Source organism: Pseudomonas putida S13.1.2, assembly GCF_000498395.2.
Classification (GTDB): domain Bacteria; phylum Pseudomonadota; class Gammaproteobacteria; order Pseudomonadales; family Pseudomonadaceae; genus Aquipseudomonas; species Aquipseudomonas putida_Q.
This window is the reverse complement of sequence record NZ_CP010979.1, coordinates 25,411-49,560: the sequence shown is the minus strand read 5'-3', so window position 1 is coordinate 49,560 and position 24,150 is coordinate 25,411. Positions and strand designations below refer to the sequence as shown.

21 protein-coding genes are annotated in these 24,150 nt (G+C 62.1%); 7 read left to right on the top strand and 14 right to left on the bottom strand.

Features of this window, described 5'->3' with window-relative positions:
- Nucleotides 1-25: 25 nt before the first annotated feature.
- From argR to acs, 6 genes are all read right to left on the bottom strand, one after another.
- The gene (gene argR / locus N805_RS00225) at nucleotides 26-1,006 is read right to left on the bottom strand and encodes a transcriptional regulator ArgR (RefSeq protein WP_019472960.1); all 981 of its coding nucleotides are present in this window, start codon (nucleotides 1,004-1,006) and stop codon (nucleotides 26-28) included.
- A 98-nt stretch (nucleotides 1,007-1,104) separates the two neighbouring features.
- A complete protein-coding gene (locus N805_RS00220; protein ID WP_019472961.1) occupies nucleotides 1,105-1,869 on the bottom strand; it encodes an ABC transporter ATP-binding protein in 765 nt (254 codons plus the stop codon).
- Nucleotides 1,870-1,891: 22 nt separating this feature from the next.
- The gene (locus N805_RS00215; RefSeq protein WP_019472962.1) at nucleotides 1,892-2,590 is read right to left on the bottom strand and encodes an ABC transporter permease; all 699 of its coding nucleotides are present in this window, start codon (nucleotides 2,588-2,590) and stop codon (nucleotides 1,892-1,894) included.
- On the bottom strand, nucleotides 2,587-3,276 hold the full coding sequence (locus N805_RS00210) for an ABC transporter permease (protein ID WP_016498487.1): 690 nt from the start codon (nucleotides 3,274-3,276) through the stop codon (nucleotides 2,587-2,589). Before N805_RS00210 ends, N805_RS00215 begins: the two co-directional genes overlap by 4 nt.
- 88 nt (nucleotides 3,277-3,364) lie before the next feature.
- Nucleotides 3,365-4,150: an ABC transporter substrate-binding protein gene (locus N805_RS00205; RefSeq protein WP_019472963.1), complete on the bottom strand. Its 786-nt coding sequence runs from the start codon at nucleotides 4,148-4,150 to the stop codon at nucleotides 3,365-3,367.
- 624 nt (nucleotides 4,151-4,774) lie between these two features.
- The gene (gene acs, locus N805_RS00200; protein WP_019472964.1) at nucleotides 4,775-6,736 is read right to left on the bottom strand and encodes an acetate--CoA ligase; all 1,962 of its coding nucleotides are present in this window, start codon (nucleotides 6,734-6,736) and stop codon (nucleotides 4,775-4,777) included.
- A gap of 398 nt (nucleotides 6,737-7,134) precedes the next feature.
- Here acs and N805_RS00195 point away from each other — a divergent pair, with 398 nt between their 5' ends.
- Nucleotides 7,135-7,389 carry a DUF2790 domain-containing protein gene (locus N805_RS00195; RefSeq protein WP_003254526.1) on the top strand — a complete coding sequence of 85 codons (255 nt, stop codon included), beginning with the start codon at nucleotides 7,135-7,137 and terminating at the stop codon, nucleotides 7,387-7,389.
- A 153-nt stretch (nucleotides 7,390-7,542) separates the two neighbouring features.
- On the opposite strand, the gene N805_RS00190 is transcribed toward N805_RS00195, so the two are convergent.
- Entirely contained in the window at nucleotides 7,543-9,102 is a 1,560-nt protein-coding gene (locus N805_RS00190) for a sigma-54-dependent phenylalanine hydroxylase transcriptional regulator PhhR (protein WP_019472965.1), read from the bottom strand.
- A gap of 255 nt (nucleotides 9,103-9,357) precedes the next feature.
- Here N805_RS00190 and phhA point away from each other — a divergent pair, with 255 nt between their 5' ends.
- The 3 genes from phhA to N805_RS00175 all read left to right on the top strand — a co-directional run bounded on the left by phhA (nucleotide 9,358) and on the right by N805_RS00175 (nucleotide 12,254).
- Nucleotides 9,358-10,146 (top strand): phenylalanine 4-monooxygenase, encoded by a 789-nt coding sequence (phhA, locus tag N805_RS00185; RefSeq protein ID WP_019472966.1) that lies wholly within the window; start codon nucleotides 9,358-9,360, stop codon nucleotides 10,144-10,146.
- Nucleotides 10,147-10,187: 41 nt separating this feature from the next.
- Nucleotides 10,188-10,544, top strand: a complete 357-nt coding sequence (locus N805_RS00180) for a 4a-hydroxytetrahydrobiopterin dehydratase (protein WP_019472967.1) — start codon at nucleotides 10,188-10,190, stop codon at nucleotides 10,542-10,544.
- Nucleotides 10,545-11,054: 510 nt separating this feature from the next.
- Nucleotides 11,055-12,254 (top strand): MFS transporter, encoded by a 1,200-nt coding sequence (locus tag N805_RS00175; RefSeq protein ID WP_019472968.1) that lies wholly within the window; start codon nucleotides 11,055-11,057, stop codon nucleotides 12,252-12,254.
- A gap of 139 nt (nucleotides 12,255-12,393) precedes the next feature.
- Here N805_RS00175 and N805_RS00170 read toward each other — a convergent pair whose 3' ends face one another.
- Nucleotides 12,394-15,414, bottom strand: a complete 3,021-nt coding sequence (locus N805_RS00170) for an FAD-binding and (Fe-S)-binding domain-containing protein (protein WP_019472969.1) — start codon at nucleotides 15,412-15,414, stop codon at nucleotides 12,394-12,396.
- Between the two features lie 152 nt (nucleotides 15,415-15,566).
- Here N805_RS00170 and N805_RS00165 point away from each other — a divergent pair, with 152 nt between their 5' ends.
- The gene (locus tag N805_RS00165; RefSeq protein WP_019472970.1) at nucleotides 15,567-16,451 is read left to right on the top strand and encodes a LysR substrate-binding domain-containing protein; all 885 of its coding nucleotides are present in this window, start codon (nucleotides 15,567-15,569) and stop codon (nucleotides 16,449-16,451) included.
- Between the two features lie 180 nt (nucleotides 16,452-16,631).
- On the opposite strand, the gene N805_RS00160 is transcribed toward N805_RS00165, so the two are convergent.
- From N805_RS00160 to N805_RS00135, 6 genes are all read right to left on the bottom strand, one after another.
- Nucleotides 16,632-18,050, bottom strand: coding sequence for an amino acid permease (locus N805_RS00160; RefSeq protein ID WP_177313765.1), 1,419 nt, complete (start codon nucleotides 18,048-18,050; stop codon nucleotides 16,632-16,634).
- Between the two features lie 646 nt (nucleotides 18,051-18,696).
- Complete coding sequence (rluB, locus tag N805_RS00155) at nucleotides 18,697-19,764, bottom strand: 23S rRNA pseudouridine(2605) synthase RluB (protein WP_016498477.1); 1,068 nt, start codon at nucleotides 19,762-19,764, stop codon at nucleotides 18,697-18,699.
- Between the two features lie 274 nt (nucleotides 19,765-20,038).
- A complete protein-coding gene (gene scpB / locus N805_RS00150) occupies nucleotides 20,039-20,806 on the bottom strand; it encodes an SMC-Scp complex subunit ScpB (RefSeq protein WP_019472972.1) in 768 nt (255 codons plus the stop codon).
- Nucleotides 20,793-21,518 carry a segregation and condensation protein A gene (locus N805_RS00145; RefSeq protein ID WP_177313767.1) on the bottom strand — a complete coding sequence of 242 codons (726 nt, stop codon included), beginning with the start codon at nucleotides 21,516-21,518 and terminating at the stop codon, nucleotides 20,793-20,795. Before N805_RS00145 ends, scpB begins: the two co-directional genes overlap by 14 nt.
- A 125-nt stretch (nucleotides 21,519-21,643) precedes the next feature.
- Nucleotides 21,644-22,273 carry an L-threonylcarbamoyladenylate synthase gene (locus tag N805_RS00140; RefSeq protein ID WP_033692669.1) on the bottom strand — a complete coding sequence of 210 codons (630 nt, stop codon included), beginning with the start codon at nucleotides 22,271-22,273 and terminating at the stop codon, nucleotides 21,644-21,646.
- Between the two features lie 13 nt (nucleotides 22,274-22,286).
- The gene (locus N805_RS00135) at nucleotides 22,287-23,147 is read right to left on the bottom strand and encodes a PHP domain-containing protein (protein WP_019472975.1); all 861 of its coding nucleotides are present in this window, start codon (nucleotides 23,145-23,147) and stop codon (nucleotides 22,287-22,289) included.
- A gap of 67 nt (nucleotides 23,148-23,214) precedes the next feature.
- Between N805_RS00135 and N805_RS00130 the strand changes: the two genes are divergently transcribed.
- Together N805_RS00130 and N805_RS00125 are read left to right on the top strand one after the other, a co-directional pair.
- Nucleotides 23,215-23,808, top strand: coding sequence for a septation protein A (locus tag N805_RS00130; protein ID WP_019472976.1), 594 nt, complete (start codon nucleotides 23,215-23,217; stop codon nucleotides 23,806-23,808).
- Between the two features lies 1 nt (nucleotide 23,809).
- Nucleotides 23,810-24,109: a YciI family protein gene (locus N805_RS00125; RefSeq protein WP_012273585.1), complete on the top strand. Its 300-nt coding sequence runs from the start codon at nucleotides 23,810-23,812 to the stop codon at nucleotides 24,107-24,109.
- The last annotated feature ends 41 nt before the right edge of the window (nucleotides 24,110-24,150 follow it).

Below are 24,150 nucleotides of genomic sequence, written 5' to 3'. Positions count from 1 at the left end.
AGGGCCAGTGCAGGCAACAGGGGAATCAGCCCTTTTCGGCAGGTGCCGAGCTCAGTTCGAACGGGCTGCTGCTTCGCCGCTGGTTCCGGTCTTCCCGTGGCGTGGCGCCAAAGAAGTTGCGGTAGGCACTGGAGAAATGCGGCCCCGAGGAGAAGCCACAGGACAAACCAATCTGGATGATCGACTTGCTGGTCTGCATCAGCATCTGCCGCGCCTTGTTCAGCCGAAGCTCCAGGTAGTACTGGCTCGGCACGCGGTTAAGGTACTGCTTGAAGATGCGCTCCAGCTGCCGACGCGACACGCACACATGCTGGGCAATCTCGTCGGTGGTCAACGGTTCTTCGATGTTCGCTTCCATCAACAGCACCGCCTGGGTCAGCTTGGGATGACTCGAACCCAGGCGATTCTGCAGCGGAATGCGCTGACGCTCGCCCCCCTCACGGATGCGCTCCACCACCAGCTCTTCCGACACCGCCCCCGCCAGTTCCGCCCCGTGATCACGGGCCAGCACTGCCAGCAGCAGGTCTGCCACGGCGATGCCGCCACAGGCAGTCAGGCGATCACGGTCCCAGTCGAACAGGTGGCTGGTGGCGATGACCTTGGGGAAGCGTTCGGCAAAATCGTCTTGCCAGCGCCAGTGCACCGCAGCCCGATAGCCGTCGAGCAGGCCCAGCATCGCCAGCGGATAAACCCCGGCAGACAGGCCGGCGATCATGCAGCCACTGCGCGCCAGTTGCTTGAGCGCAGTCGACAAGGCAGCCCCTACCGCCGCAGGCGGCTCGTCAGCAAGCAGGAACAGCTTGTGGCAACCCTCCAGGCGGCCGGCCCACGGCTCGCCCGGCAGGCGCCAACCACCCTCTGGCGCAGGCTCCGCCTGCAAAAAGGCCAGTTCGTAAACCACGTCCGGATGCACCCGCTGCGCCACCTGCAACACTTCCTCGGCCAGCGCCAGGGTCAAGGGCCTGGTGCTGGGCCAGATGAGAAAACCGATTCGCTGGGTGGTCATAGGGTGCGGTCCGAAACCTGAGGTCGTTCGAGTCTGTGCGCCGGGTCAGGCTGCGCTCGCAGCGCAGCATGCCCTATTCTGGTGCAAAAATGCAGCTTTTACTTCAGGCTGCCGGAGAGGAACTGCTTCAGGCGCTCCGACTGCGGGTTGGCCAGTACTTCGCGTGGGCAGCCGGCCTCTTCCACCAGGCCTTTGTGCAGGAACACCAGCTGGTTGGACACCTCGCGAGCAAAGCCCATTTCGTGGGTCACCACCACCATGGTGCGGCCTTCCTGAGCCAGCGCCTGCATGACCTTGAGCACATCACCCACCAGCTCGGGGTCGAGTGCCGAGGTCGGCTCGTCGAACAGCATAACCTCCGGCTCCACGGCCAAGGCCCGGGCAATTGCCACACGTTGTTGCTCACCACCCGACATATGCCCCGGGAAGGCATCCTTGCGGTGGGCGACCCCCACCTTGGCCAGGTAGTGCTCGGCCTTTTCAAGAGCCTCCTTCTTGTTCATGCCCAACACGTGTACCGGCGCTTCGATCACGTTCTCCAGCGCCGTCATGTGCGACCACAGGTTGAAGTGCTGAAACACCATCGACAGGCGCGAGCGCATGCGCTGCAGCTGGCGCGGGTCGGAGGCCTTCAGCGCGCCGTCCTTGCCGGCGACCAGCTTGAGCTCTTCGTTGTTGAGCAGGATCTTGCCGGCGTGTGGCTGCTCCAGCAGGTTGATGCAGCGCAGGAAGGTCGACTTGCCCGAACCACTGGAGCCGATGATGCTGATGACGTCGCCAGCCTTGGCCGCCAGGGACACGCCCTTGAGCACTTCATGGCTGCCGTAGCGCTTGTGCAGGTCTTGGACTTCGAGTTTGTACATGCTGTCGATTCTCACAAAGCGGTCAGTGCTTGCGCGGCGCCAGGTAGCCGAGCCAACGGCGTTCGGCCATCTTGAACAGGCGCACCAGGATGAAGGTCAGGCACAGGTAGAACACGCCCGCCGTGATGTAGGCCTCGAAAGGCAGGTAGTACTGGGCATTGACCGTGCGTGCGGCACCGGTAATGTCGATCAGGGTGACGATCGATGCCAGGCTGGTGGTCTGCAGCATCATGATCACTTCGTTGCTGTACTGCGGCAGCGCCCGGCGCAGGGCCGACGGCAGCAGGATGCGCCGGTACATCTTCATGCGCGACATGCCCATGGCCTTGGCCGCCTCGATCTCGCCATGGGGCGTGGCCTTGAGGCTGCCGGCGATGATTTCTGCGGTGTAGGCACTGGTGTTGACGCCGAACGCCAGGCAGGCGCAGAACGTGGCACTGGACAGCAGCGGCCAGAGGAAGCTTTCGCGCACCGCCTCGAACTGCGCCAGGCCGTAGTAGATCAGGAACAGCTGCACCAGCATTGGCGTGCCGCGGATCACGTAGGTGTAGAGCCACGCCACAAGATTGATCGCAGGCTGCTTGGACACGCGCATCAGGCCAAGCGGAATGGCCGCCAGCAGGCCGAAGAACAGCGAAATCGCCAGCAGCTTGAGGGTAGTCAGCAGGCCGCCGAAGTACATCGGCAATGCCTCCCAGACGACGTTGTAGTCGAAGATCATAGTTCAGCCACCTTGACGCCCACCGAGTAGCGGCGCTCGAGATACTTCAGGGCCAGCAGCGAGACACTGGTCAGCACCAGGTACAGGGCCGCCACCGCCAGGAAGAAGGTGAACGGCTCGCGGGTGGCATCGGCCGCCTGCTTGGCCTTGAACATCATGTCCTGCAGGCCCACTACCGAAATCAGCGCAGTGGCCTTGGTCAGCACCAGCCAGTTGTTGGTGAAGCCGGGGATCGCCAGGCGAATCATTTGCGGCACCTGGATGCGGAAGAACACCTGACGGTTGCTCATGCCATACGCCACGCCTGCTTCGGCCTGGCCTTTGGGAATGCCGAGGAAGGCACCGCGGAAGGTTTCCGACAGGTACGCGCCAAAGATGAAGCCCAGCGTACCAATACCCGCAGCCAGCGGATTCAGGTCGATGTAGTCTTCGTAGCCGAGCAGCGGCGCCACCCGGTTGATGATGTCTTGCCCGCCGTAGAAGATCAGCAGGATCAGGACCAGGTCCGGAATACCACGGATCACCGTGGAGTACAGATCGCCCAGCCAGGCCAGCCAGCGCACCGGCGACAAGCGCAGCGCCACACCGATCAGGCCGAGCACGATGGCCAGGGCCATCGACGACAGGGCAAGCTGCAGCGTCAGCCACGCCCCGTCGAGGATGACTGCCCCGTAGCCTTTCAACATGATGAGGTCCTCGACCTAGAGAATGAAAAATGGTGCAAACCTCAGAGCCTCTGCTGTTTGCACCATTGCACAGGTGAAACCCGACGTCTTAGTTCGAGTCTGGACCGTAGATGTCGAAGTTGAAGTACTTCTTCTCGATTTCTTTGTACTTGCCGTTGGCACGGATGGCGTCGATAGCCGCGTTGATGCGGTCGACGTTCGCCTTGTCACCCTTGCGCACGGCAATGCCGATGCCGTCACCGAAGTACTTGGCGTCGGTGAAGGCCGGGCCTACGAAGGCGAAGCCCTTGCCGGCGTCGGTCTTGAGGAAGCCGTCTTCCAGCAGGGTGGCGTCAGCCACGGTGCCGTCGAGGCGACCGGCTGCCACGTCCAGGTAGATTTCGTTCTGGGTACCGTAAGGCACCACGGTGGCACCTTTGGCGCCCAGCACTTCCTTGGCGAAGCGGTCATGGATCGAGCCACGCTGCACGCCGATCTTCTTGCCTTTGAGCTCATCCAGGCTGTCTCTGACAGCGGTGCCGTCCTTCATGACCAGGCGCGCCGGGGTCAGGTAGTAGCGCTTGGTGAAGTCGACCGACTTCTTGCGGTCTTCAGTGATCGACATGGACGACAGAATGGCGTCGATCTTGCGCACTTTCAGCGCCGGGATCAGGCCGTCGAACTCCTGCTCGACCCAGGTGCACTTGGCTTTCATCTGTTCGCACAGGGCGTTGCCGATGTCGTAGTCGAAACCGGCGATGCTGCCATCGGGCTGCTTGAAGGCGAAGGGCGGGTAGGCTGCTTCAATGCCGATTTTCAGGGGTTTTTCTTCGGCCTGCGACACCAGGGAAAACACAGACAGCGCCAGGGCGCCAAGCAGTGCGAGCTTCTTCATCAGGTAACTCCATCGGTACGGGGCAATACAAGGCAGGTAACAACTGCCCGATATGCGAATGGGTACAACGCGAGCCGCGCAGGGTTCGACCAAGGTCGCAGACCACGAGCGAGTGAGTGGCATTTTAGCGACAGCCCGGTAGTCGATATTTCTTCAAAGCGACAACTACTTACAGAAGCGCTTGAAACCGCTGCGGGCAATGTTGACAGCCAGTGCAAAATATGCAAAAGCGCAAGAAATAGAACCTATAGACCTAGCAATTCCTGGGCCTATTATTGGCAAAGCCTTGTACTACGGCAAGTGTAGCGTGCTGTGTTGCACAAAATGGTTACGCAAACGCACCGAAACAGGCCAGATTTGTTTCCCCGCGCCCCGAACTTGTGCGTGACCGGTGACAGAACAGTTACCGATGAATGTCGGGTAACAGTAAAGCAAAAACCCCGCCGGTTGCCCGGGCGGGGTTTACTGACGCATACACACGCCCTGTAGGAGCGGCCTTGTGTGGGAGCGGGCGTGCCCGCGTAGCAGGCAACGCGGTGGATGGCACCGGCTGCGCCGGTGTTCGCGGGCTCGCCCGCTCCCACATAAAGCCGCCCGCACAAGGGCCCGCGCCCTGCTTCGATATCAGGCCGAAGCCAGGTTCATGGCCTTGTGGGTATCGATCAGGTGCTGCACCACACCCGGGTCGGCCAAGGTGGAGATATCGCCCAGCGCATCGTACTCAGCGGTGGCAATCTTGCGCAGGATACGGCGCATGATCTTGCCCGAACGGGTCTTCGGCAACCCTGGCGCCCACTGGATCACGTCCGGCGAGGCAATCGGGCCAATTTCCTTGCGCACCCAGTTCTTCAGCTCCAGGCGCAGCTGCTCGCTGGCCTCGATACCGGCATTGAGGGTGACATACACATAGATGCCCTGGCCCTTGATGTCGTGCGGCACGCCAACCACTGCAGCCTCGGCCACTTTCGAATGCGCGACCATGGCGCTTTCGATTTCGGCAGTACCCATGCGGTGGCCGGACACGTTGAGCACGTCATCCACGCGGCCGGTGATCCAGTAGTAGCCATCTTCGTCGCGGCGCGCGCCGTCGCCGGTGAAGTACATGCCACGGAAGGTCTTGAAGTAGGTGTCCACGAAGCGGTCGTGGTCGCCGTACAGCGACCGCGACTGGCCCGGCCAGGAGTCCAGAATAACCAGGTTGCCTTCGGCCGCACCCTCGATCAGGTTACCCAGGTTGTCCACCAGCGCGGGCACCACACCAAAGAACGGACGGGTTGCCGAGCCCGGCTTGAGGCCGGTGGCACCCGGCAGCGGGCTGATCAGGATGCCGCCGGTCTCGGTCTGCCACCAGGTGTCGACGATCGGGCAACGCTCCTTGCCAACGGTCTTGTAGTACCAGTTCCAGGCTTCAGGGTTGATCGGTTCGCCTACCGAGCCAAGCAGACGCAGGCTGGAACCATCGGCCCCCTCAACGGCGGCCTGCCCTTCGGCCATCATTGCGCGAATGGCGGTTGGCGCGGTGTAGAGGATGTTGACCTTGTGCTTGTCGACGATCTTCGATACGCGGGTAATGTCCGGGTAGTTCGGCACGCCTTCAAACAGCAAAGTGGTGGCGCCGTTGGCCAGCGGGCCGTAGACGATATAGCTGTGGCCAGTGACCCAACCGACGTCGGCGGTGCACCAGTAGACTTCACCCGGGCGGTAGTCGAACACGCGCTCATGGGTCAGCGCGGCATAGACCAGGTAACCGCCGGTGGTGTGCAGCACACCCTTCGGCTTGCCGGTGGAGCCGGAGGTATAAAGGATGAACAGCGCTTCTTCAGCACCCATTTCTTTTGGCGCGCAGTGGCTGGAGGCCACTTTCATCAGGTCTTCGTACCAGATGTCGCGGTGCTGGTGCCAGGCAATTTCGCCACCGGTGCGCTTGCACACGATGATTTTCTGCACGCTGTTGGTTTCAGGGTTGGTCAGCGCCAGGTCGACGTTGGCCTTGAGCGGAGTACGACGGCCGCCACGCAGGCCTTCGTCGGCGGTGATCACCACCTTGGACTCGCAATCGATGATGCGGCCTGCCAACGCTTCCGGGGAGAAACCGCCGAAGACCACCGAGTGGATCGCACCGATACGGGCACAGGCCAGCATGGCGACCACGGCCTCGGGGATCATCGGCATATAGATGGTAACCACATCACCCCGGTGCACGTCCTGGCCACGCAGGGCGTTGGCGAACTTGCAGACCTGCTCGTGCAGCTCACGGTAAGTGATGTTGCGGTGCTCGGAAGGGTCGTCGCCTTCCCAGATGATGGCCAGCTGGTCGCCGCGCTCTTCCAGGTGGCGGTCCAGGCAGTTGGAGGAAACGTTCAGAGTGCCGTCGGCGAACCATTTGATATCGACGTGGTGGTCGTCAAAGGAGGTCTGCTTGACCTTGGTGAACGGTTTGATCCAGTCGATACGCTGGGCCTGCTCACGCCAGAAGCCGTCCGGGTTGATCACCGATTTCTGGTACATGGCCTTGTAGGTGGCCTCGTCGGTCAGGGTAGTGGCCGCAACCTCGGGACGAACGGGATACAGTGGAGCCGCACTCATCTGTGTTACCTCGGTGTAATAGTTGTTTTTGTATGGAACCGTTTGTAACTGTACCAGAGCGACAAAAGCCATTCGACGTTGGTAGTAATTTGGTACGCACGTTCCGGCAAAGCCCTCTAGCTCGGGGATTACAGGCCATGCGGCGAAAAAAATAAGGGGGTTAGCACGGGATTGTTACAGATTCTGTCAAAACACTTTATCAAAAGACCCACTGTTTCAGCCTTGGCCACCGCCATAAAATTCACTTCGCCAGCAACGGCAAGGCGATTAACAACTGGTAACAGCCCCCACGAAGGCAAGCGTTAATTTCCCTCTAATCCCGATAGTTAAAACTCGCTGTACTCGCGGCGCCATAAGCGCCGCGTGCCCCCTCACGACCTTAGACAGGTAAATAGAAAATGAAAGCTTTACTGGTATTGGTACTTGGCAGTCTTTGCGGCGCGGCGATGGCCGGCGAAGCCAAAGATGCCGAGCAGATTCCGGTTGAACAATACAGTTACTCGCAGCACCTGGACATTGCCCGCGTCATTTCCATGAGCGAAGTGCCCAATGTGTGCGAAGTCGTGCCAGCCCGCATGACCTACGAGGACTCCCAGGGCCAGAAGCACATTCTCGAATACCGCGTGATGGGGAACGGCTGCTCCAACGGCTGATACCTTGTGAATCGGGGGCCCTGCGGGCCCCTATCGCGACACAAGGCCGCTCCTACAGGTATTGCGCAGGTTTCAAACCAGACGCACTACCTGTAGGAGCGGCCTTGTGTCGCGAAAGGACTGCAAAGCAGTCCCAGGTTCTTTGCCCAACAACTAATCCGCCGACTTGTTAAGCGAGTAATCCCTTAACTTGTTGGCAATAGTCGTGTGCGAAACACCTAATCTTTTCCCCAAAGCCCGACTACTGGAAAATTCCCCCATCAAACTTTCCAGGACCGCCTTTTCAAAGCGCCCAACAATCTGCGAAAGATCCCCTTCCAGCGAAAACTCACCCAACGGTTGCCGCGCGCCATAATCCGGCAAGCGTATATGCTCGCTTTTGACCACGCCGCCTTCGCATAAAGAAACCGCCTGGAACAATACGTTTTCCAACTGCCTTACATTGCCCGGCCAATGGTATTGCCCAAGTTTTTCCATTGCCGCCGGCGCCAGGCGCGGCATGGCGCAACCAATCTGCCGGCTGGCCTGATCAAGAAAGTGCTGCACCAGTCCTTCCAGCCCATCCATGCACTCACGCAAAGGCGGAATGTGCAGCGACAATACGTTGAGGCGGTGATACAGGTCCTGACGAAACTCGCCACGGGCACACAGTTCGGACAAATCCACCTGGGTCGCGCAAATCACCCGCACATCCAGGTATACCTCTTCATCGCTGCCTACCCGGCGGAAGCAGCCGTCCTGCAGAAAGCGCAGCAGCTTCACTTGCAGGCGCGGGCTCATCTCCCCTACCCCATCAAGAAACAGCGTGCCGCCGGCAGTCAGCTCCAGCAGCCCCAGTTTGCCCTCGGCCCGCGCCCCTTCAAACGCCCCGGGGCCGTAACCGAACAGCTCGGTCTCGGCCATCGACTCCGGCAACCCGGCGCAATTGAGCGCCATCAGCGGCGACTGGCCGCGCGGGCTGGCCAGGTGACAGGCGCGCGCCAGCAGCTCCTTGCCGGTACCGGTTTCGCCTTCGATCAGCAGGGGTGCATCCAGCGGTGCCATGCGCCGCGCTTCACGCACCACGGCGGCCATCACCCGCGAGCTCTGGAAGATGCTGTCGAAGCCGCGCAGCTCTTGCTTGCGCACGTTGTAGATACGCTCGCCGATGCGGTCGGCCCGGTGCAGGGTGAGTACCGCGCCGGCCAGCGCCTCACTGTCATCGTGCTCGGACTGCAGCGGCGCGATATCGGCCAGGAACACATCACCCTTGACCTTGATACGCATGCCATTGATGCGCGACTTGTTGGCCCGCACCAGCTCCGGCAGGTCGAAGTCTTCCACGTAGCGCGCCAGCGGCATGCCCGGCACCTCGTCCACCCGCACCCCCAGCAGCTGCGCCGCGGTGCGGTTGGCGGCGACGATACTGCCGCCCATGTCGATCGACAGCACCGGGAAATCCAACGCACCCAGCAGTGCATTCAGCTCCATGTGCCGCCGCTCGCTGGGCATCAGCCCTACACGCTTGACGCCGAACACGCCGGCAATCGCCTCGAACTTGGGCCGCAATGCCTGGAACTGCAGGTTGATCAGGTTCGGGCAATGCAGGTAGATGGCGTTGCCGTGGTCACCGCCCACCTCGCCGCGCAGCACGTTGATGCCGTACTCCACCAGCAGGTTGAGGATGTCGCGCAGGATGCCAATACGGTTCTGGCAGTGCACTTTGATACGCATGTGGGCTCTCGAAGCGCCAATGTTTTTCAACACCGCGCAGAAAAGTCGTAAAGATAAGCTGACAAAAACAGCGTAACCATCAGCCAGATGCCTCGGATTTTCCGACACCCGCTCGATTTTGTAAAATTATCGTTACGAATTGAGGGCATTGAGCAGCGACAAGGCCCGCGATCCATCGTGCAAACCGACCCAGGCGGGGATATTACTTAGGCATGTCCTGCACATAACAAGAAAAGCCCTCACCAGGAGAGCCCCATGAAACAGACGCAATACGTGGCACGCGAGCCCGATGCGCATGGTTTTATCGATTACCCGCAGCAAGAGCATGCGGTATGGAACACCCTGATCACCCGCCAGTTGAAAGTGATCGAGGGCCGCGCGTGCCAGGAATACCTGGACGGCATCGACCAGCTCAAGCTGCCCCATGACCGTATCCCGCAACTGGGCGAGGTCAACAAGGTGCTAGCGGCCACCACCGGCTGGCAAGTTGCCCGGGTACCGGCACTGATCCCCTTCCAGACCTTCTTCGAACTGCTGGCCAGCAAGCGCTTCCCGGTTGCCACCTTCATCCGTACCCCGGAGGAGCTGGACTACCTGCAAGAGCCCGATATCTTCCACGAGATCTTCGGCCACTGCCCGCTGCTGACCAACCCATGGTTCGCCGAATTCACCCACACCTACGGCAAGCTCGGCCTGGCCGCGACCAAGGAACAACGCGTCTACCTGGCACGCCTGTACTGGATGACCATCGAGTTTGGCCTGATGGAAACCCCACAAGGCCGCAAGATCTATGGCGGCGGCATCCTCTCGTCGCCCAAGGAGACTGTGTACAGTCTGTCTGGCGAGCCTGAGCACCAGGCCTTCGACCCGATCGAGGCCATGCGCACGCCGTACCGCATCGACATCCTGCAGCCGCTGTATTTCGTGCTGCCGAACATGAAGCGCCTGTTCGACCTGGCCCACGAAGACATCATGGGCATGGTCCATAAAGCCATGCAGCTGGGCCTGCACGCGCCGAAGTTTCCACCCAAGGTCGCCGCCTGAGCGACCTTGCCGATAACAACTCGAACTGGAAAACATCTCACATGAATGCCTTGAACCAAGCCCATTGCGAAGCCTGCCGCGCCGATGCCCCGAAAGTCTCCGACGAAGAGCTGGCCGAGCTGATTCGCGAAATCCCGGACTGGAACATCGAAGTACGTGACGGCCACATGGAGCTTGAGCGCGTGTTCCTGTTCAAGAACTTCAAGCACGCCTTGGCGTTCACCAACGCCGTGGGCGAAATCGCCGAAGCCGAAGGCCACCACCCGGGGCTGCTGACCGAGTGGGGCAAGGTCACCGTGACCTGGTGGAGCCACTCGATCAAAGGCCTGCACCGCAACGACTTCATCATGTGCGCGCGCACCGACAAGGTGGCTGAAACGGCTGAAGGCCGTAAGTAATCGCTTGGAAACTGGGGCCGCTTCGCGCCCTTCGCGGGCTTGCCCGCTCCCACAAAGACGGCGCGCGCCCCTGGTTTTCGCGGCCCCTGTGGGAGCGGGCAAGCCAGCGAAGGGGCGCGAAGCGGCCCCAATTATTTGCAGGAAAAATGTGCGCTGTTCGCCCGCAAAACCGACAAGCGACCGGTAAAAAATCCAAACTGTCATCCAGACTTGTGTATCCTGCCCCAGCTTTGCGAAGCTTCAACCGCGCCTGGCGCAGACTTTTCACTCACACTTGCGAGGAACGACGAGATGCACGAAATCCCGAATCTTCCCTTCCCAAGCTTGAACCCAGAAGAGCCATCCGTGACCGTTCACGCCGAACCGGCAGCTGCCGTCGAGCAGGATGGTGACGATCAATCCAGCGCTGACCAGGAATAACTGCGCATCCCCGACTGTGTGAAAACGGCTGACCTGCGGGCCACCCCCGTCATCACGTTTTCACACCGTCCTGAACACACGTAGGTCCCCATGCCCGACTCACCGCGCCCCCTTGCGGTCACCCTGCAAGTCGTCTCCATCGTCCTCTTCACCTTCATCGGCTACCTGAACATCGGCATTCCACTGGCCGTATTGCCCGGCTATGTGCATAACGACCTGGGTTTCAGCGCCGTGGTCGCTGGCCTTGTGATCAGCGTGCAGTACCTGGCCACCTTGCTCAGCCGCCCCACCGCCAGCCGCATCATCGACAACCATGGCAGCAAGAAAGCCGTCATGTATGGCTTGGTAGGCTGCGGGCTTAGCGGGGTGTTCATGCTGGCCTGCGCCTTCCTCACCCACCTGCCCTGGCTGAGCCTGGCCTGCCTGCTGGTTGGCCGCCTGGTGCTGGGCAGCGCCGAAAGCCTGGTGGGCTCGGGCGCGATTGGCTGGGGCATCGGCCGGGTGGGCGCCGAAAACACCGCCAAGGTCATCTCCTGGAATGGCATCGCCAGCTATGGCGCACTGGCCATCGGCGCTCCGTTGGGCGTACTGATGGTCAAGAGCCTGGGGCTATGGAGCATGGGCGTCAGCATCATCCTGCTGTGCACCCTTGGCCTGCTGCTGGCCTGGCCCAAGCAGGCTGCGCCCATTGTCAGCGGTGTACGCCTGCCGTTCCTGCGGGTGCTGGGCAAGGTGTTCCCGCATGGCTCGGGGCTGGCCCTGGGCTCGATCGGCTTTGGCACCATCGCCACCTTCATCACCTTGTACTACGCCAGCCGTGGCTGGACTGATGCGGCATTGACCCTGAGCCTGTTCGGCGCCAGTTTCATCAGCGCACGGCTGCTGTTCGGCAACCTGATCAACCGGATAGGCGGGTTCCGGGTAGCGATCGCCTGCCTGTCGGTAGAAACACTTGGGCTGCTGATGCTATGGCTGGCCCCCAGTGCCGAACTGGCATTGGCGGGTGCAGCACTGAGCGGGTTTGGGTTCTCGCTGGTGTTCCCGGCATTGGGCGTGGAAGCGGTGAACCAGGTGTCGGCGGCCAACCGCGGCGCGGCGGTGGGGGCGTATTCGCTGTTCATCGATTTGTCGCTGGGGGTGACCGGGCCACTGGTGGGCGCGGTGGCGGCGGGGTTCGGGTTTGCTTCGATGTTTCTGTTTGCGGCGACAGCCGCGGCTTGCGGGCTGGTGTTGAGCCTGTATCTGTACAGGCAGGCGCGGCTGCATAGAGATCGGGCACAAGAACCCTGACCCTTGCAGTGCCTGCACTGGCCCTATCGCCGGCAAGCCAGCTCCCACAGGATCACCACGGTGTTCAGGCCTGTGGTGATCCTGTGGGAGCTGGCTTGCCGGCGATAGGGCTGCAAAGCAGCCCCCGAGGCCCTGAAGATTAACGCTGGGCGTACTGCAACACCACTTCCAGCGGGTGGCGCATCTTGCGCTCGGTCATGCGCTTGACCTGGCTACGGCACGAATAGCCCGTCGCCAACGGTTCCCCTTCCTTGTCCAGCTTGCTGGCCCAGCTCTGCTCAAAGATGGTCCGCGATGTTTCCTGGTTACGCGCCTCGTGCCCGTAGGTACCGGACATACCGCAGCAACCCGTCGCCTCGGTCACCAGCTTCAGGCCCAGACGCTCAAACACCTGCTCCCACTGCCGGGTGCTGGCTGGCACGTTGGTCTTCTCGGTGCAATGCGCCATCAGGCGGAAGTTGCCCGGCGCGGTCGGCGCCTGCTCGGGCAGCACATCCATCAGCCACTCCTGCGGCAACAGCACCTTCGGGCAACCTTCCAGCCCCGGCACTTTCTGGTATTCCTGGCGATACACCAGGGTCATCGCCGGGTCCAGGCCCACCAGCGGCACGCCGCAGTCGGCCAGGGCCTTGAGCTGGGTAGCGTTGCGGATCGCCGCCTTGGCGAATGCGCCGAGGAAGCCCTGCACGTGCAGCGGCTTGCCGTTGGCGCTGTAGGGCGCCAGATACACCCGATGACCGAGGCGATGGGCCAGGTCGATGAAAGCCGACAGCAGCGGCGTTTCGAAGTAGCGGGTAAAGGCGTCCTGCACCAGCACGATGCTGCGCTCGCGTTGGGCCGGGGTCAGTTCACGCAGGGCCGGCACGCTGGCCACGCCAACGCGGCAGCGGGTCAGGGTGGCCTGGAAGTTGAACCGGCTGATCAGCGGGCTGTCGACCATGCCGACCTTGTCGGCCAGCAGCCTGGTTACCCACTTCGAGCCCATCACTGCGTTGTAAAGCCCTGGCGCGTGGGCCAGGTACGGAATGCTGAATTCCAGCGAGCCGATCAGGTAGTCACGCAGCGGGCGCTGGTAGCGGCCGTGGTACAGCTCGAGGAAGCGTGAACGGAAGTCCGGCACGTTGACCTTGATCGGGCACTGCCCGGCGCACGACTTGCACGCCAGGCAACCGGCCATGGCGTCGTACACTTCGTGGGAAAAGTCTTCCTGGCCCTGGCTGCGTGCGCGGTTGTTGCGCAGGCGCGCGGGCAGGCCCTTGAACCACGACACCCTGTTGCGCGCTGCCGCCAGCACGTCAATGTTCGCCTCGCCCTGCAAGCGCAGCCACTCGCGCATCAACGAAGCACGGCCCTTGGGCGAATGCTGGCGTTCGCGGGTAGCCTTCCACGACGGGCACATGGCGTCGTTGGGGTCGTAGTTGTAGCAGGCGCCGTTGCCGTTGCAGTGCACGGCGCTGGGGAAGTCCTGCCACACGCGCTCGTCGATGGTGCGGTCGAGGTCGCCGCGCAGGGTCACGCCATCGACCGGGGTCAGGCCCTCGGTGCTGCCCGGCGGGGTGCAGATCTTGCCCGGGTTGAGCTGGTTGTGCGGGTCAAAGGCACCTTTCAAGCGCTGCAGCGCCGGGTACAGCTCGCCGAAGTACTCCGGCACGTATTCGGAGCGCAGGCCTTTGCCGTGCTCGCCCCACAGCAAGCCGCCGTAACTTTTGGTCAGCGCCGCCACTGCATCGGAAATCGGCTTGACCAGCGCAGCCTGCGCGGGGTCTTTCATGTCCAGTGCCGGGCGCACGTGCAGCACGCCGGCATCGACGTGGCCGAACATGCCGTAGGCCAGCCCGTAGCCATCGAGCAGCGCGCGGAAGTCGGCGATGTAGTCGGCCAACTGCTCCGGCGGTACCGCGGTGTCTTCGACGAACGGCTGCGGGCGCACTTCGCCCTCGACGTTACCCAGCAAGCCCACCGAGCGCTTGCGCATCACGTACACGCGGGTAACCGCCTCGGCGCCTTCGGCCAAGGTATGCCCCAGACGCTCGACGCTGGTGTCCGCCTGCAAGTGTTCGACAAAGGCCTGCACGCGGGCGTTGACCTCGGCCGGCTCGTCGCCACAGAACTCCACCAGGTTGATACCCAGGGTCGGGCGCTCGGGGTCGGCCGGGAAGTATTCGGCAACGCTGTGCCAGACGATGTCTTTCATCGCCAGCATCAACACCTTGGAGTCGACGGTCTCGATCGACAGCGGCTTGTGCGCCATCAGCGCATTGGCGTCGCGCAGGGCATCCATGAAACTGGTGTAGCGCACGTTGACCAGCACCGCGTACTTGGGGATCGGCAGCACGTTGAGCTTGGCTTCGACCACGTAGCCCAGCGAGCCTTCGGCGCCACACAGCACGCTGTTGAGGTTGAAACGGCCCTGCTCGTCGCGCAGGTGCGCCAGGTCGTAGCCGGTCAGGCAACGGTTGAGCTTGGGGAAGGTGGCTTCGATCAGCTCAGCCTGGTTTTCCTGAATGTCGCGAGCCATGCGGTACACCTCGCCGACCCGGCCGGGGGCGGCGCAGGCCTGCTCCAGCGTGGCATCGTCGATTGGCAGGCTGTGCAGGCGCTCGCCACCGAGCAGCACGCTGTGCAGCTCCAGTACGTGGTCACGGGTCTTGCCGTAGGTGCAGCTGCCCTGGCCGCTGGCGTCGGTATTGATCATGCCGCCGACGGTGGCACGGTTGGAGGTGGACAACTCGGGGGCGAAGAACAGGCCGTGCGGCTTGAGCGCGGCATTGAGCTGGTCCTTGACCGTGCCGGCCTGCACCCGCACCCAGCGCTCCTCGACGTTGATTTCGAGGATCTTGTTCATGTGCCGCGACAGGTCAACGACGATGCCGTCGGTCAGCGACTGGCCGTTGGTGCCGGTACCACCACCGCGCGGGGTCAGCTTGACGTCCTGGAAGCGCGCCTCGCCCATCAGCGTGGCAACCCGCGCCACGTCGTCGGCGTCCAGCGGGAACACCGCCGCCTGGGGCAAGCGCTGGTAGATCGAGTTATCGGTGGCCAGCACGGTGCGGGTGCCGTAGTCGGCACTGATCTGGCCACGGAAGCCGCTGCTGCGCAGGGCTTCGAGGAATTCGGGGTAGTTTGCGCTCGGTGCAACGGTCGGCAGCTGGGCGATCATCGAAGGATGGCCTCTTGATATTGGCTAATTCACGGGATTCCTGTCGCCCCGGCATAGGTGTTGCCATGCAGGGGTGACGTATAGGCCAATGTTCCTGTAGTTTCGCTTCAGGGGCAAACGGATAATCCTGCCGCTATCAATGACTTTTATGAATGAATTACCGCCACCTGACACCGTCCATGTCGCTGCTGCTGGCATTCGAGGCCGCCGCCCGGCATGAAAGCTACACCCGCGCCGCTGCCGAACTGTCACTGACCCAGAGCGCGGTCAGCCGCCAGGTGCAGGCGCTGGAACAGCAACTGGGCCTGACCCTGTTTCGCCGCGAAGGCCGCCAGGTGCAGCTGACCGATGTCGGCCGCCTGTACCAGCGCGAGCTCAGCGAGGCACTGGGGCGCATCCGCAGCGCCACCCTGCAGGCACTGGCCTACCAGTCAGGGGTGGGCACCTTGCGCCTGGCCACCCTACCCACCTTCGGCTCGAAATGGCTGTTGCCGAGGCTTCATGCGTTCTACAGCGCCCACCCGGGCATGCTGGTGCACATTCATTCGCGCATCGAAGCCATCAACTTCGACACCAGCGAAATCGATGCCGCCATCGGTGTGGCCAGCCATGACCTGCCGGGGCTGATCTGTCATCGCCTGCATGCCGAGGAACTGGTGGTGATCCTGCCGCCGGAGGCCGGCGCGGATAGCCAGGGCTGGAGCCCGGCAAGGATCAGTGAAGAGGTGCTGTTGAATGTGGCCAACAACCCCCACGCATGGGGCGAGTGGTTTTCGCACCATGGCCTGCCGCACCGGTCGATGCGCCTGGGGCCGAGCTTTGAGCTGACCTCGCACCTGATCCAGGCAGTGCGTGCCGGGATTGGTATCGGGCTGGTGCCGCGCATTCTGGTGGAGGAGGAACTCTCCAAGGCAGAGCTGTACAGCCCTGGGGTAGCGTTTGCTAGCCAGCGCAGTTACTACCTGATCTATCCGCCCCGGAATGAGGCCTTGCCGTCGTTACGGGCATTCAGGGGCTGGTTGCTGGAACAGATCTGAAGGATACGTTGCCTGTGCCGACCCCTTCGCGGGTAAACCCGCTCCCACAGGGTCAGCACAGGATTCGAATGCTGCGCCGTACCTGTGGGAGCGGGTTTACCCGCGAAAGGGCCGGCACAGGCAATAAAAAACCCCAAGTCAGTCGCCTGACTTGGGGTTTCTGCAGACTACGTTGCCGAGTTACTTGGCTGCGGTACCCGCAACCCCACCGGTATTCATCCGGCGGCGCGGCTTGACCATGTAGATAACGAACATCGCAAACAGCCACACAGGGATCGCATACACCGAAACCTGGATGCCCGGGATCATCAGCATGATGCCCAGAATCAGCACCACGAAGGCCATTACCACGTAGTTGCCATAGGGGTACCACAGCGCCTTGAACAGCGGCTTCTGGCCAGTACGGTCCAGGTGCTGACGGAACTTCAGGTGCGAGTAGCTGATCATCGCCCAGTTGATTACCAGGGTGGCCACTACCAGCGACATCAGCAGCTCCAGGGCGTTCTGAGGCATCAGGTAGTTGAGCAGCACGGCGACAAAGGTAACGGCAGCCGACACCAGAATCGCACGCACTGGCACGCCACGCTTGTCGACCTTGGCCAGCGACGCCGGGGCATCGCCCTGCTCGGCCATGCCCAGCAGCATGCGGGCGTTGCAGTAGGTGCCGCTGTTGTACACCGACAGCGCGGCGGTCAATACCACGAAGTTCAGCAGGTGGGCGGCCACGTCACTGCCCAGCAGCGAGAACACCTGCACGAACGGGCTGCTGCCGTAGCTGCCACCCGAGGCATCGATGCTGGCAACCAGGTTGTCCCACGGGGTGAGCGACAGCAGCACCACCAAGGCACCGACATAGAAAATCAGGATGCGGTAGATGACCTGGTTGATCGCCTTCGGGATCACGGTCTTCGGCTTGTCGGCCTCGGCAGCGGTGAAGCCAAGCATTTCCAGGCCGCCGAAGGAGAACATGATGAACGCCAGGGCCATGACCAACCCGCTGACACCGTTCGGGAAGAAGCCGCCATGGGACCACAGGTTGGCGATGGTGGCGTCCGGGCCACCGCTGCCGCTGGTGAGCAGGTAGGCACCCAGGCCGATCATGCTGACGATGGCCACGACCTTGATGATGGCAAACCAGAATTCGGCTTCACCGAAGAACTTCACGTTCATCAGGTTGATGGCGTTGATCAGCACGAAGAACGCCGCCGCCGTGACCCAGGTAGGAATCTCCGGCCACCAGTAGTGAACATACTTGCCCACCGCCGAAAGCTCCGACATGCCCACCAGGATGTACAGCACCCAGCAGTTCCAACCCGACAGGAAGCCGGCGAAACCACCCCAGTAGGTGTGGGCGAAATGGCTGAACGAGCCGGCCACCGGCTCTTCGACAATCATTTCGCCCAGCTGGCGCATGATCATGAAGGCGATGAAGCCGCAAATGGCGTAGCCAAGGATCATGGACGGGCCGGCGGATTTCATCACGCCTGCCGAACCGAGGAACAGGCCGGTACCAATCGCACCACCAAGGGCGATCAACTGGATGTGGCGGTTCTTCAGGCCCCGCTTGAGCTCGCCTGAATGCATGTTTTGTCCACTCATGAACGAAGTCACCTGCATTGTTTTTATCTGTGACGGAATCGGACCCACCGCGCTCGTGGCGCAGCGGAATGGGCAAGGTGGTTACCTTGGGTTTCTTGACCTCAGGTGCCGCCGAGGCGGGTCAACCAGGCGTGATCAAGAGTGCGCGGTACGCAAGAGGGTCACAGGTAAAACGCGGCGCACTGTATACCCCTGCAAACGCGCAGGCGTCAACGCGTTGCGTCCTTCCATCCGGAAAAAACGCAGCGATCCTGTGGTATGGGCCTTGAAAGGCGGAGTGATCGGCGTACATGGCGCCTCCATTTGTTGTTTTGTCAGCCCGGCTCTGTGGACGGGCTCTTGCACGCGGCAATGGCGGCTATAACACCGTGGGGACGGGGGTTTGGGCAAGGGTGGGTGGGGCCAGGGCAGCGGCTTTGGCACATGGACGCCGGCAAGGTTTGTTTACACGATCGGGCTTGATCTGAAATGCGGACTGAAAACGGCCATGTTCGTATAGATTTCTTTACAGAGCGGTTCAGGAACTTGCCAGTCGTCCGAAAAATTCTTTTTGTTCAATATCTTGGGGCCGCTTTGCAGAGCCCAATTCCCACAGGCATAAAAAAACCAGCCCGAAGGCTGGTTTCTTGATTACCACATTGGCTTATCAGCCACGCGGCTTGCCGCGACCACGGCCTGCCGGCTTGTCACCCTCAGGCTTGCCCGGGCGCTTGCGCATATCGCTTGGGCGCTCGGCCACCGTGCTGCCACGGTTAGGTTTACGCGGAGCCTCTTCACGCGGCTGACGCGCCGGGCGCTCGCCAGTAGCGGCACCTTCGTGAGCCGGGCGCAGGTTGCGTACGCGCTCGCCACGGCCCAGCGGGCGGGTGGACTTGCGCTGCAGGCGCTCCATCTTGTCCTTGGCCTTGAGCTTCATGGCCGGCAGCGCTACTGGCTGCAGGCCCACTTCAGCGGCCAGGATGTCGATTTCGCCCTGGGTCATTTCACGCCAGCGGCCCATCGGCAGGTCGGAGTTGAGGAACACCGGGCCGAAACGCACGCGCTTCAGGCGGCTGACCACCATGCCCTGGGATTCCCACAGGCGACGCACCTCTCGGTTACGGCCTTCCATCACCACGCAGTGGTACCAGTGGTTGAAGCCTTCGCCACCTGGTGCCTTCTGGATGTCGGTGAACTTGGCCGGGCCGTCTTCCAGCATCACGCCGGCTTTCAGGCGCTCGATCATCTCGTCGTCGACTTCACCACGCACACGTACCGCGTACTCACGGTCCATCTCGTAAGACGGGTGCATCAGGCGGTTGGCCAGCTCACCGTCGGTGGTGAACAGCAACAATCCGGTGGTGTTGATGTCGAGGCGGCCGATGTTGATCCAGCGGCCCTCTTTTGGCCGTGGCAGGCGGTCGAACACGGTCGGGCGCCCTTCAGGGTCGTCACGGGTGCAGATTTCGCCATCGGGCTTGTTGTACATGATCACCCGGCGAGTGGCCTCTGCGGCCTCTTCGCGCTTGATCAGCTTGCCGTCTACGGCAATGGCGTCGTGCAGGTCGACGCGCTGGCCAAGGGTAGCCGCGACGCCGTTGACCTTGATGCGACCCTGGCTGATCCAGGCCTCGACATCACGGCGCGAGCCCACGCCAATGCGCGCCAGCACTTTCTGCAGCTTTTCGCCGGATGGCGGGGTGATTTCGGTATCTTGCAGGTCTTGCTCACTCATCTGGGCACCTCCCGGTGTAGGAATGAAAACAGGTTCTTGGCGACGAACGCGCCAAAAGGCCGCGCATCATACGCGGTTCAGCAATGGAACGCACTGGAGGTTAGAGGGTTTTGCAAGCGTTGGGAGAGGTTTCAGCCTAGTGGTCTTGTGTTGAGCTCACTGGCCCTATCGCCGGCAAGCCAGCTCCCACAAGTACAACACCACATTCAAGACCTGCGAAGCCCCTGTGGGAGCTGGCTTGCCGGCGATAGGGCCAGCACTGCCAAAAGAAGAATCAGGGCTGTAACTTGCCCTCTTCTTCCACCGAAGCCTCGGGCTCCTCTTCGCGCAAATCATCAAAATCAATCTTCAGCCCCTCTTCCATGGCATCCAGCTCCACCAGCAAGCTACGGAAGCTTGTTTCGTCCTTTGGCTCAGCAACCTCTTCGTCCCCGAGGCTGGCATCCGCCAACGCCTGCAGGTGCGCCGGCACGGGCGCGTCATCCGGGTCGAGCAGCGGCTCCGGCTCCATTTCGCGCAGCTCGGCCAAGGCCGGCAGCTCATCCAGGCTCTTGAGGTTGAAATGGTCGAGAAACACCTTGGTCGTGGCAAACATCGCTGGCCGCCCGGGCACTTCACGGTAGCCGACCACGCGAATCCACTCGCGCTCGACCAGGGTCCTGATGATGTTGCTGTTCACCGCCACGCCCCGCACGTCTTCGATCTCGCCACGGGTGATGGGCTGGCGGTAGGCGATCAGGGCCAGGGTTTCGAGCAGCGCGCGCGAATAACGCTGCGGGCGCTCTTCCCACAGGCGCCCGACCCATGGCGCATAGTCCTCGCGGATTTGCAGGCGGTAGCCGCTGGCCACTTCCTTTAGCTCGAAGGCGCGGCCGCTGCACGACTTGCCCAGTAGCTCAAGGGCCTGCTTGAACACCTGGGGCTCGGGGCGCTCGGCTTCTTCAAGCAGCTCGTACAAGCGCTCCAGTGATTGCGGCTTGCCCGAAGCCAGCAAAAAAGCTTCGATCAGTGACGCCAGGTCGCGGGGGTCATTCAGGTTCATCAGGTTCTTCAACAAGCGCTGGGCGAAGCCGCACGTGGATGGCGGCGAAGGGTTCATTCTGCACCAGTTCGATCAGCGATTCCTTCACCAGTTCGAGAACTGCCATGAAGGTTACCACCACACCCAGCTTGCCCTCTTCGGCGGCAAACAGCTCGCCGAACGGCACGAAAGCACCGCCTTTGAGGCGCTCCAGCACCTGGCTCATGCGCTCGCGGGTGGACAAGGTCTCACGGCTGATCTGGTGGCTTTCGAACAGGTCGTTGCGGCGCATCACCTCGGCCATGGACACCAGCAGCTCTTCCAGGCTGACCTGCGGCAGCAGCTTGCGCACCTTGGCCTGCGGTGCTTCCAGCCGTGGCACCACGACATCGCGGCCCACCCGTGGCAGGTCGTCGATGCCCTCGGCTGCGGCCTTGAAACGCTCGTACTCCTGCAGGCGGCGGATCAGCTCGGCGCGCGGGTCGCCCTCCTCCTCCTCGACATCGGCCGAACGCGGCAGCAGCATGCGCGACTTGATCTCGGCCAGCATGGCGGCCATCACCAGGTACTCGGCAGCCAGCTCCAGGCGCACGCTCTTCATCAGCTCCACGTAGCCCATGTACTGGCGGGTGATTTCTGCCACCGGGATGTCGAGGATGTCGATGTTCTGCTTGCGGATCAGGTACAGCAACAGGTCCAGCGGCCCTTCGAAGGCTTCGAGGATGACTTCCAGGGCATCCGGCGGGATGTACAGGTCCAGCGGCATTTCGGTCAGGGCTTCGCCGTAGACCAGGGCCAGTTGCAGCTGCCGAGGCGACTCGGCCTGCTCAGCCGGTGCCTCGGGCGTTTCCAGGTGGCTCACGCGCTGACCAGAAACGGCGAGGGGTCGCCGCAGCCTTCGCGGATCAGCGCAGGCTCATCGCCGGTGAGGTCAATGATGGTCGACGCCTTGAGGTCGCCGAAACCGCCATCGATGATCAGGTCGACATGGTGCTCCAGGCGCTGACGGATCTCGTAGGGGTCGGTCATCGGCTCTTCGTCCCCGGGCAAGATCAGGCTCACGCTCATCAACGGCTCACCCAGTTCTTCCAGCAGTGCCAGAACAATGGGATTGGACGGGACACGCAGCCCGATTGTGCGGCGCTTTTCGTGCATCAACAGCCGTGGCACTTCACGGGTGGCATTGAGAATGAACGTATAAGGCCCGGGAACATGCGCTTTGAGCAGGCGGAACGTCGACGTGTCGATTTTGGCGAACAACCCCATTTGCGACAAGTCGCAGCACAGCAGGGTGAAGTTGTGCTGCTTGTCCAGCTGGCGCAAGCGCCGAACCCGCTCGATGGCGTTTTTATCGCCGATCTGGCAGCCGAGCGCGTAGGCCGAGTCGGTCGGATACACCACCACACCACCCTTGCGGATGATCTCGACGGCCTGCTTTATCAGGCGCGCCTGGGGGTTCTCCGCATGAATCTGGAAAAATTGGCTCACGTAGTCATCCTGTTCATAGCGCCAAAGGCTGTTCATGGCTGAATCGACGCCACAGAGGTGGCAGGTCCTCGGGCAAAGGCCGGTAGGCACCGATCTCTCCCCAGGTGCCGGGGCCGTGGAAGTCACTGCCAGCGCTTGCCAGCAAGCCGAACTCACGCGTAAGGATGGACATCGTGCCCACCTGCTCGGCCGGCATCATCCCGTTGACCACCTCAAGTGCCTGCCCGCCTGCCTGAATATAGTCGGCAATCAGCCTTCTGCGCTTGCTGCGGGTCAGGTCGTAGTGCATGGGGTGCGCCAGGCTTACCCATGCTTTGGACTGGCGCAGGGTGGCGACAGTTTCGTCGAGGGTCGGCCAGTGCTGCTTGACGTCGCCCAGCTTGCCGGCACCCAGCCACTTGCGAAACGCCTCGCCACGGTCCTTGACGTGCCCGGCACGCACCAGGTACTCGGCAAAATGCGGGCGCGCCGGGGCGTTGCCGCTGTCGCCCAGCTCGTGCTGCACGGCGCGGGCGCCCTCGAGCGTGCCGGGCATGCCCTTGGCTGCCAGCCGTTTGTCTATTTCTTCGGCGCGCAGCCAGCGACCACTGTGCAGTGCTTCAATCGCCGCCAGCAAGGGCGGCGCGTCCAGCGGGAAGTCATAACCCAGCACATGGATGGTCGCGCCACCCCAGGTGCACGACAATTCCACCCCGCTGACCCAGCGCATGCCCCGCTCAATGCAGGCCTGGCGCGCTTCGGGCAGGCCTTCGAGGGTGTCATGGTCAGTCAGCGCCAGCGTTTGCACCCCGTGCTCATGGGCCCGGGCAACCAGTACCGAGGGCGACAGGGCGCCGTCGGAGGCCGTACTGTGACAGTGCAGATCAACATTCATGGAGGAGCGCTTTCGCTGGATTCGATGTTTGTTATTATGCCGTCACATCCCGATTCTGGCTGCCATTGTGAAACAATTCATCGATTTCATCCCGCTGCTGCTGTTCTTCATCGTCTACAAGCTGGACCCGCGCCCCATGGAAGTCGCCGGCCATAGCTTCGAATTTGGCGGCATCTACAGCGCCACGGCCATGCTGATCATCAGCTCGCTGGTGGTGTACGGCGCGCTGTTCCTGCGCCAGCGCAGGCTGGAAAAGGGCCAGTGGCTGACGCTGGTGGCCTGCCTGGTGTTTGGCGGCCTGACCCTGACCTTCCACAGCGAAACCTTCCTCAAATGGAAAGCACCGGTGGTCAACTGGTTGTTCGCCCTGGGCTTTGCTGGCAGCCATTTCATCGGCGACCGGGTGCTGATCAAGCGCATCATGGGCCACGCCCTGACCCTGCCTGATGCCGTCTGGTCCCGCCTGAACGTTGCCTGGATCGCCTTCTTCCTGTTCTGCGGCGCGGCCAACCTGTTCGTCGCCTTTACCTTCCAGGACTTCTGGGTGGACTTCAAGGTGTTCGGCAGCCTGGGCATGACCGTGATCTTCCTGGTGGCGCAAGGCGTGTACCTGTCGCGCCACCTGCACGACGACCCTTCTACTACCAAACCCAAGGATTGACATGCTCTACGCCATCATCGCCAGCGACGTCGCAAACTCCCTGGAAAAGCGCCTGGCTGCCCGCCCGGCGCACATCGAACGCCTGCAGCAGCTCAAGGCCGAAGGCCGCGTGGTGCTGGCCGGCCCACACCCGGCCATCGACAGCAACGACCCGGGCGAAGCCGGTTTCAGCGGTAGCCTGATCGTTGCCGAATTCGAATCGCTGGCTGCGGCGCAAGCCTGGGCCGACGCTGATCCTTACATTGCTGCGGGTGTGTACGACAAAGTCGTCGTCAAGCCGTTCAAGCAAGTACTTCCTTGATCTGAGACCGCGCCGCCTTCTTCGCGGGCTTGCCCGCGAAG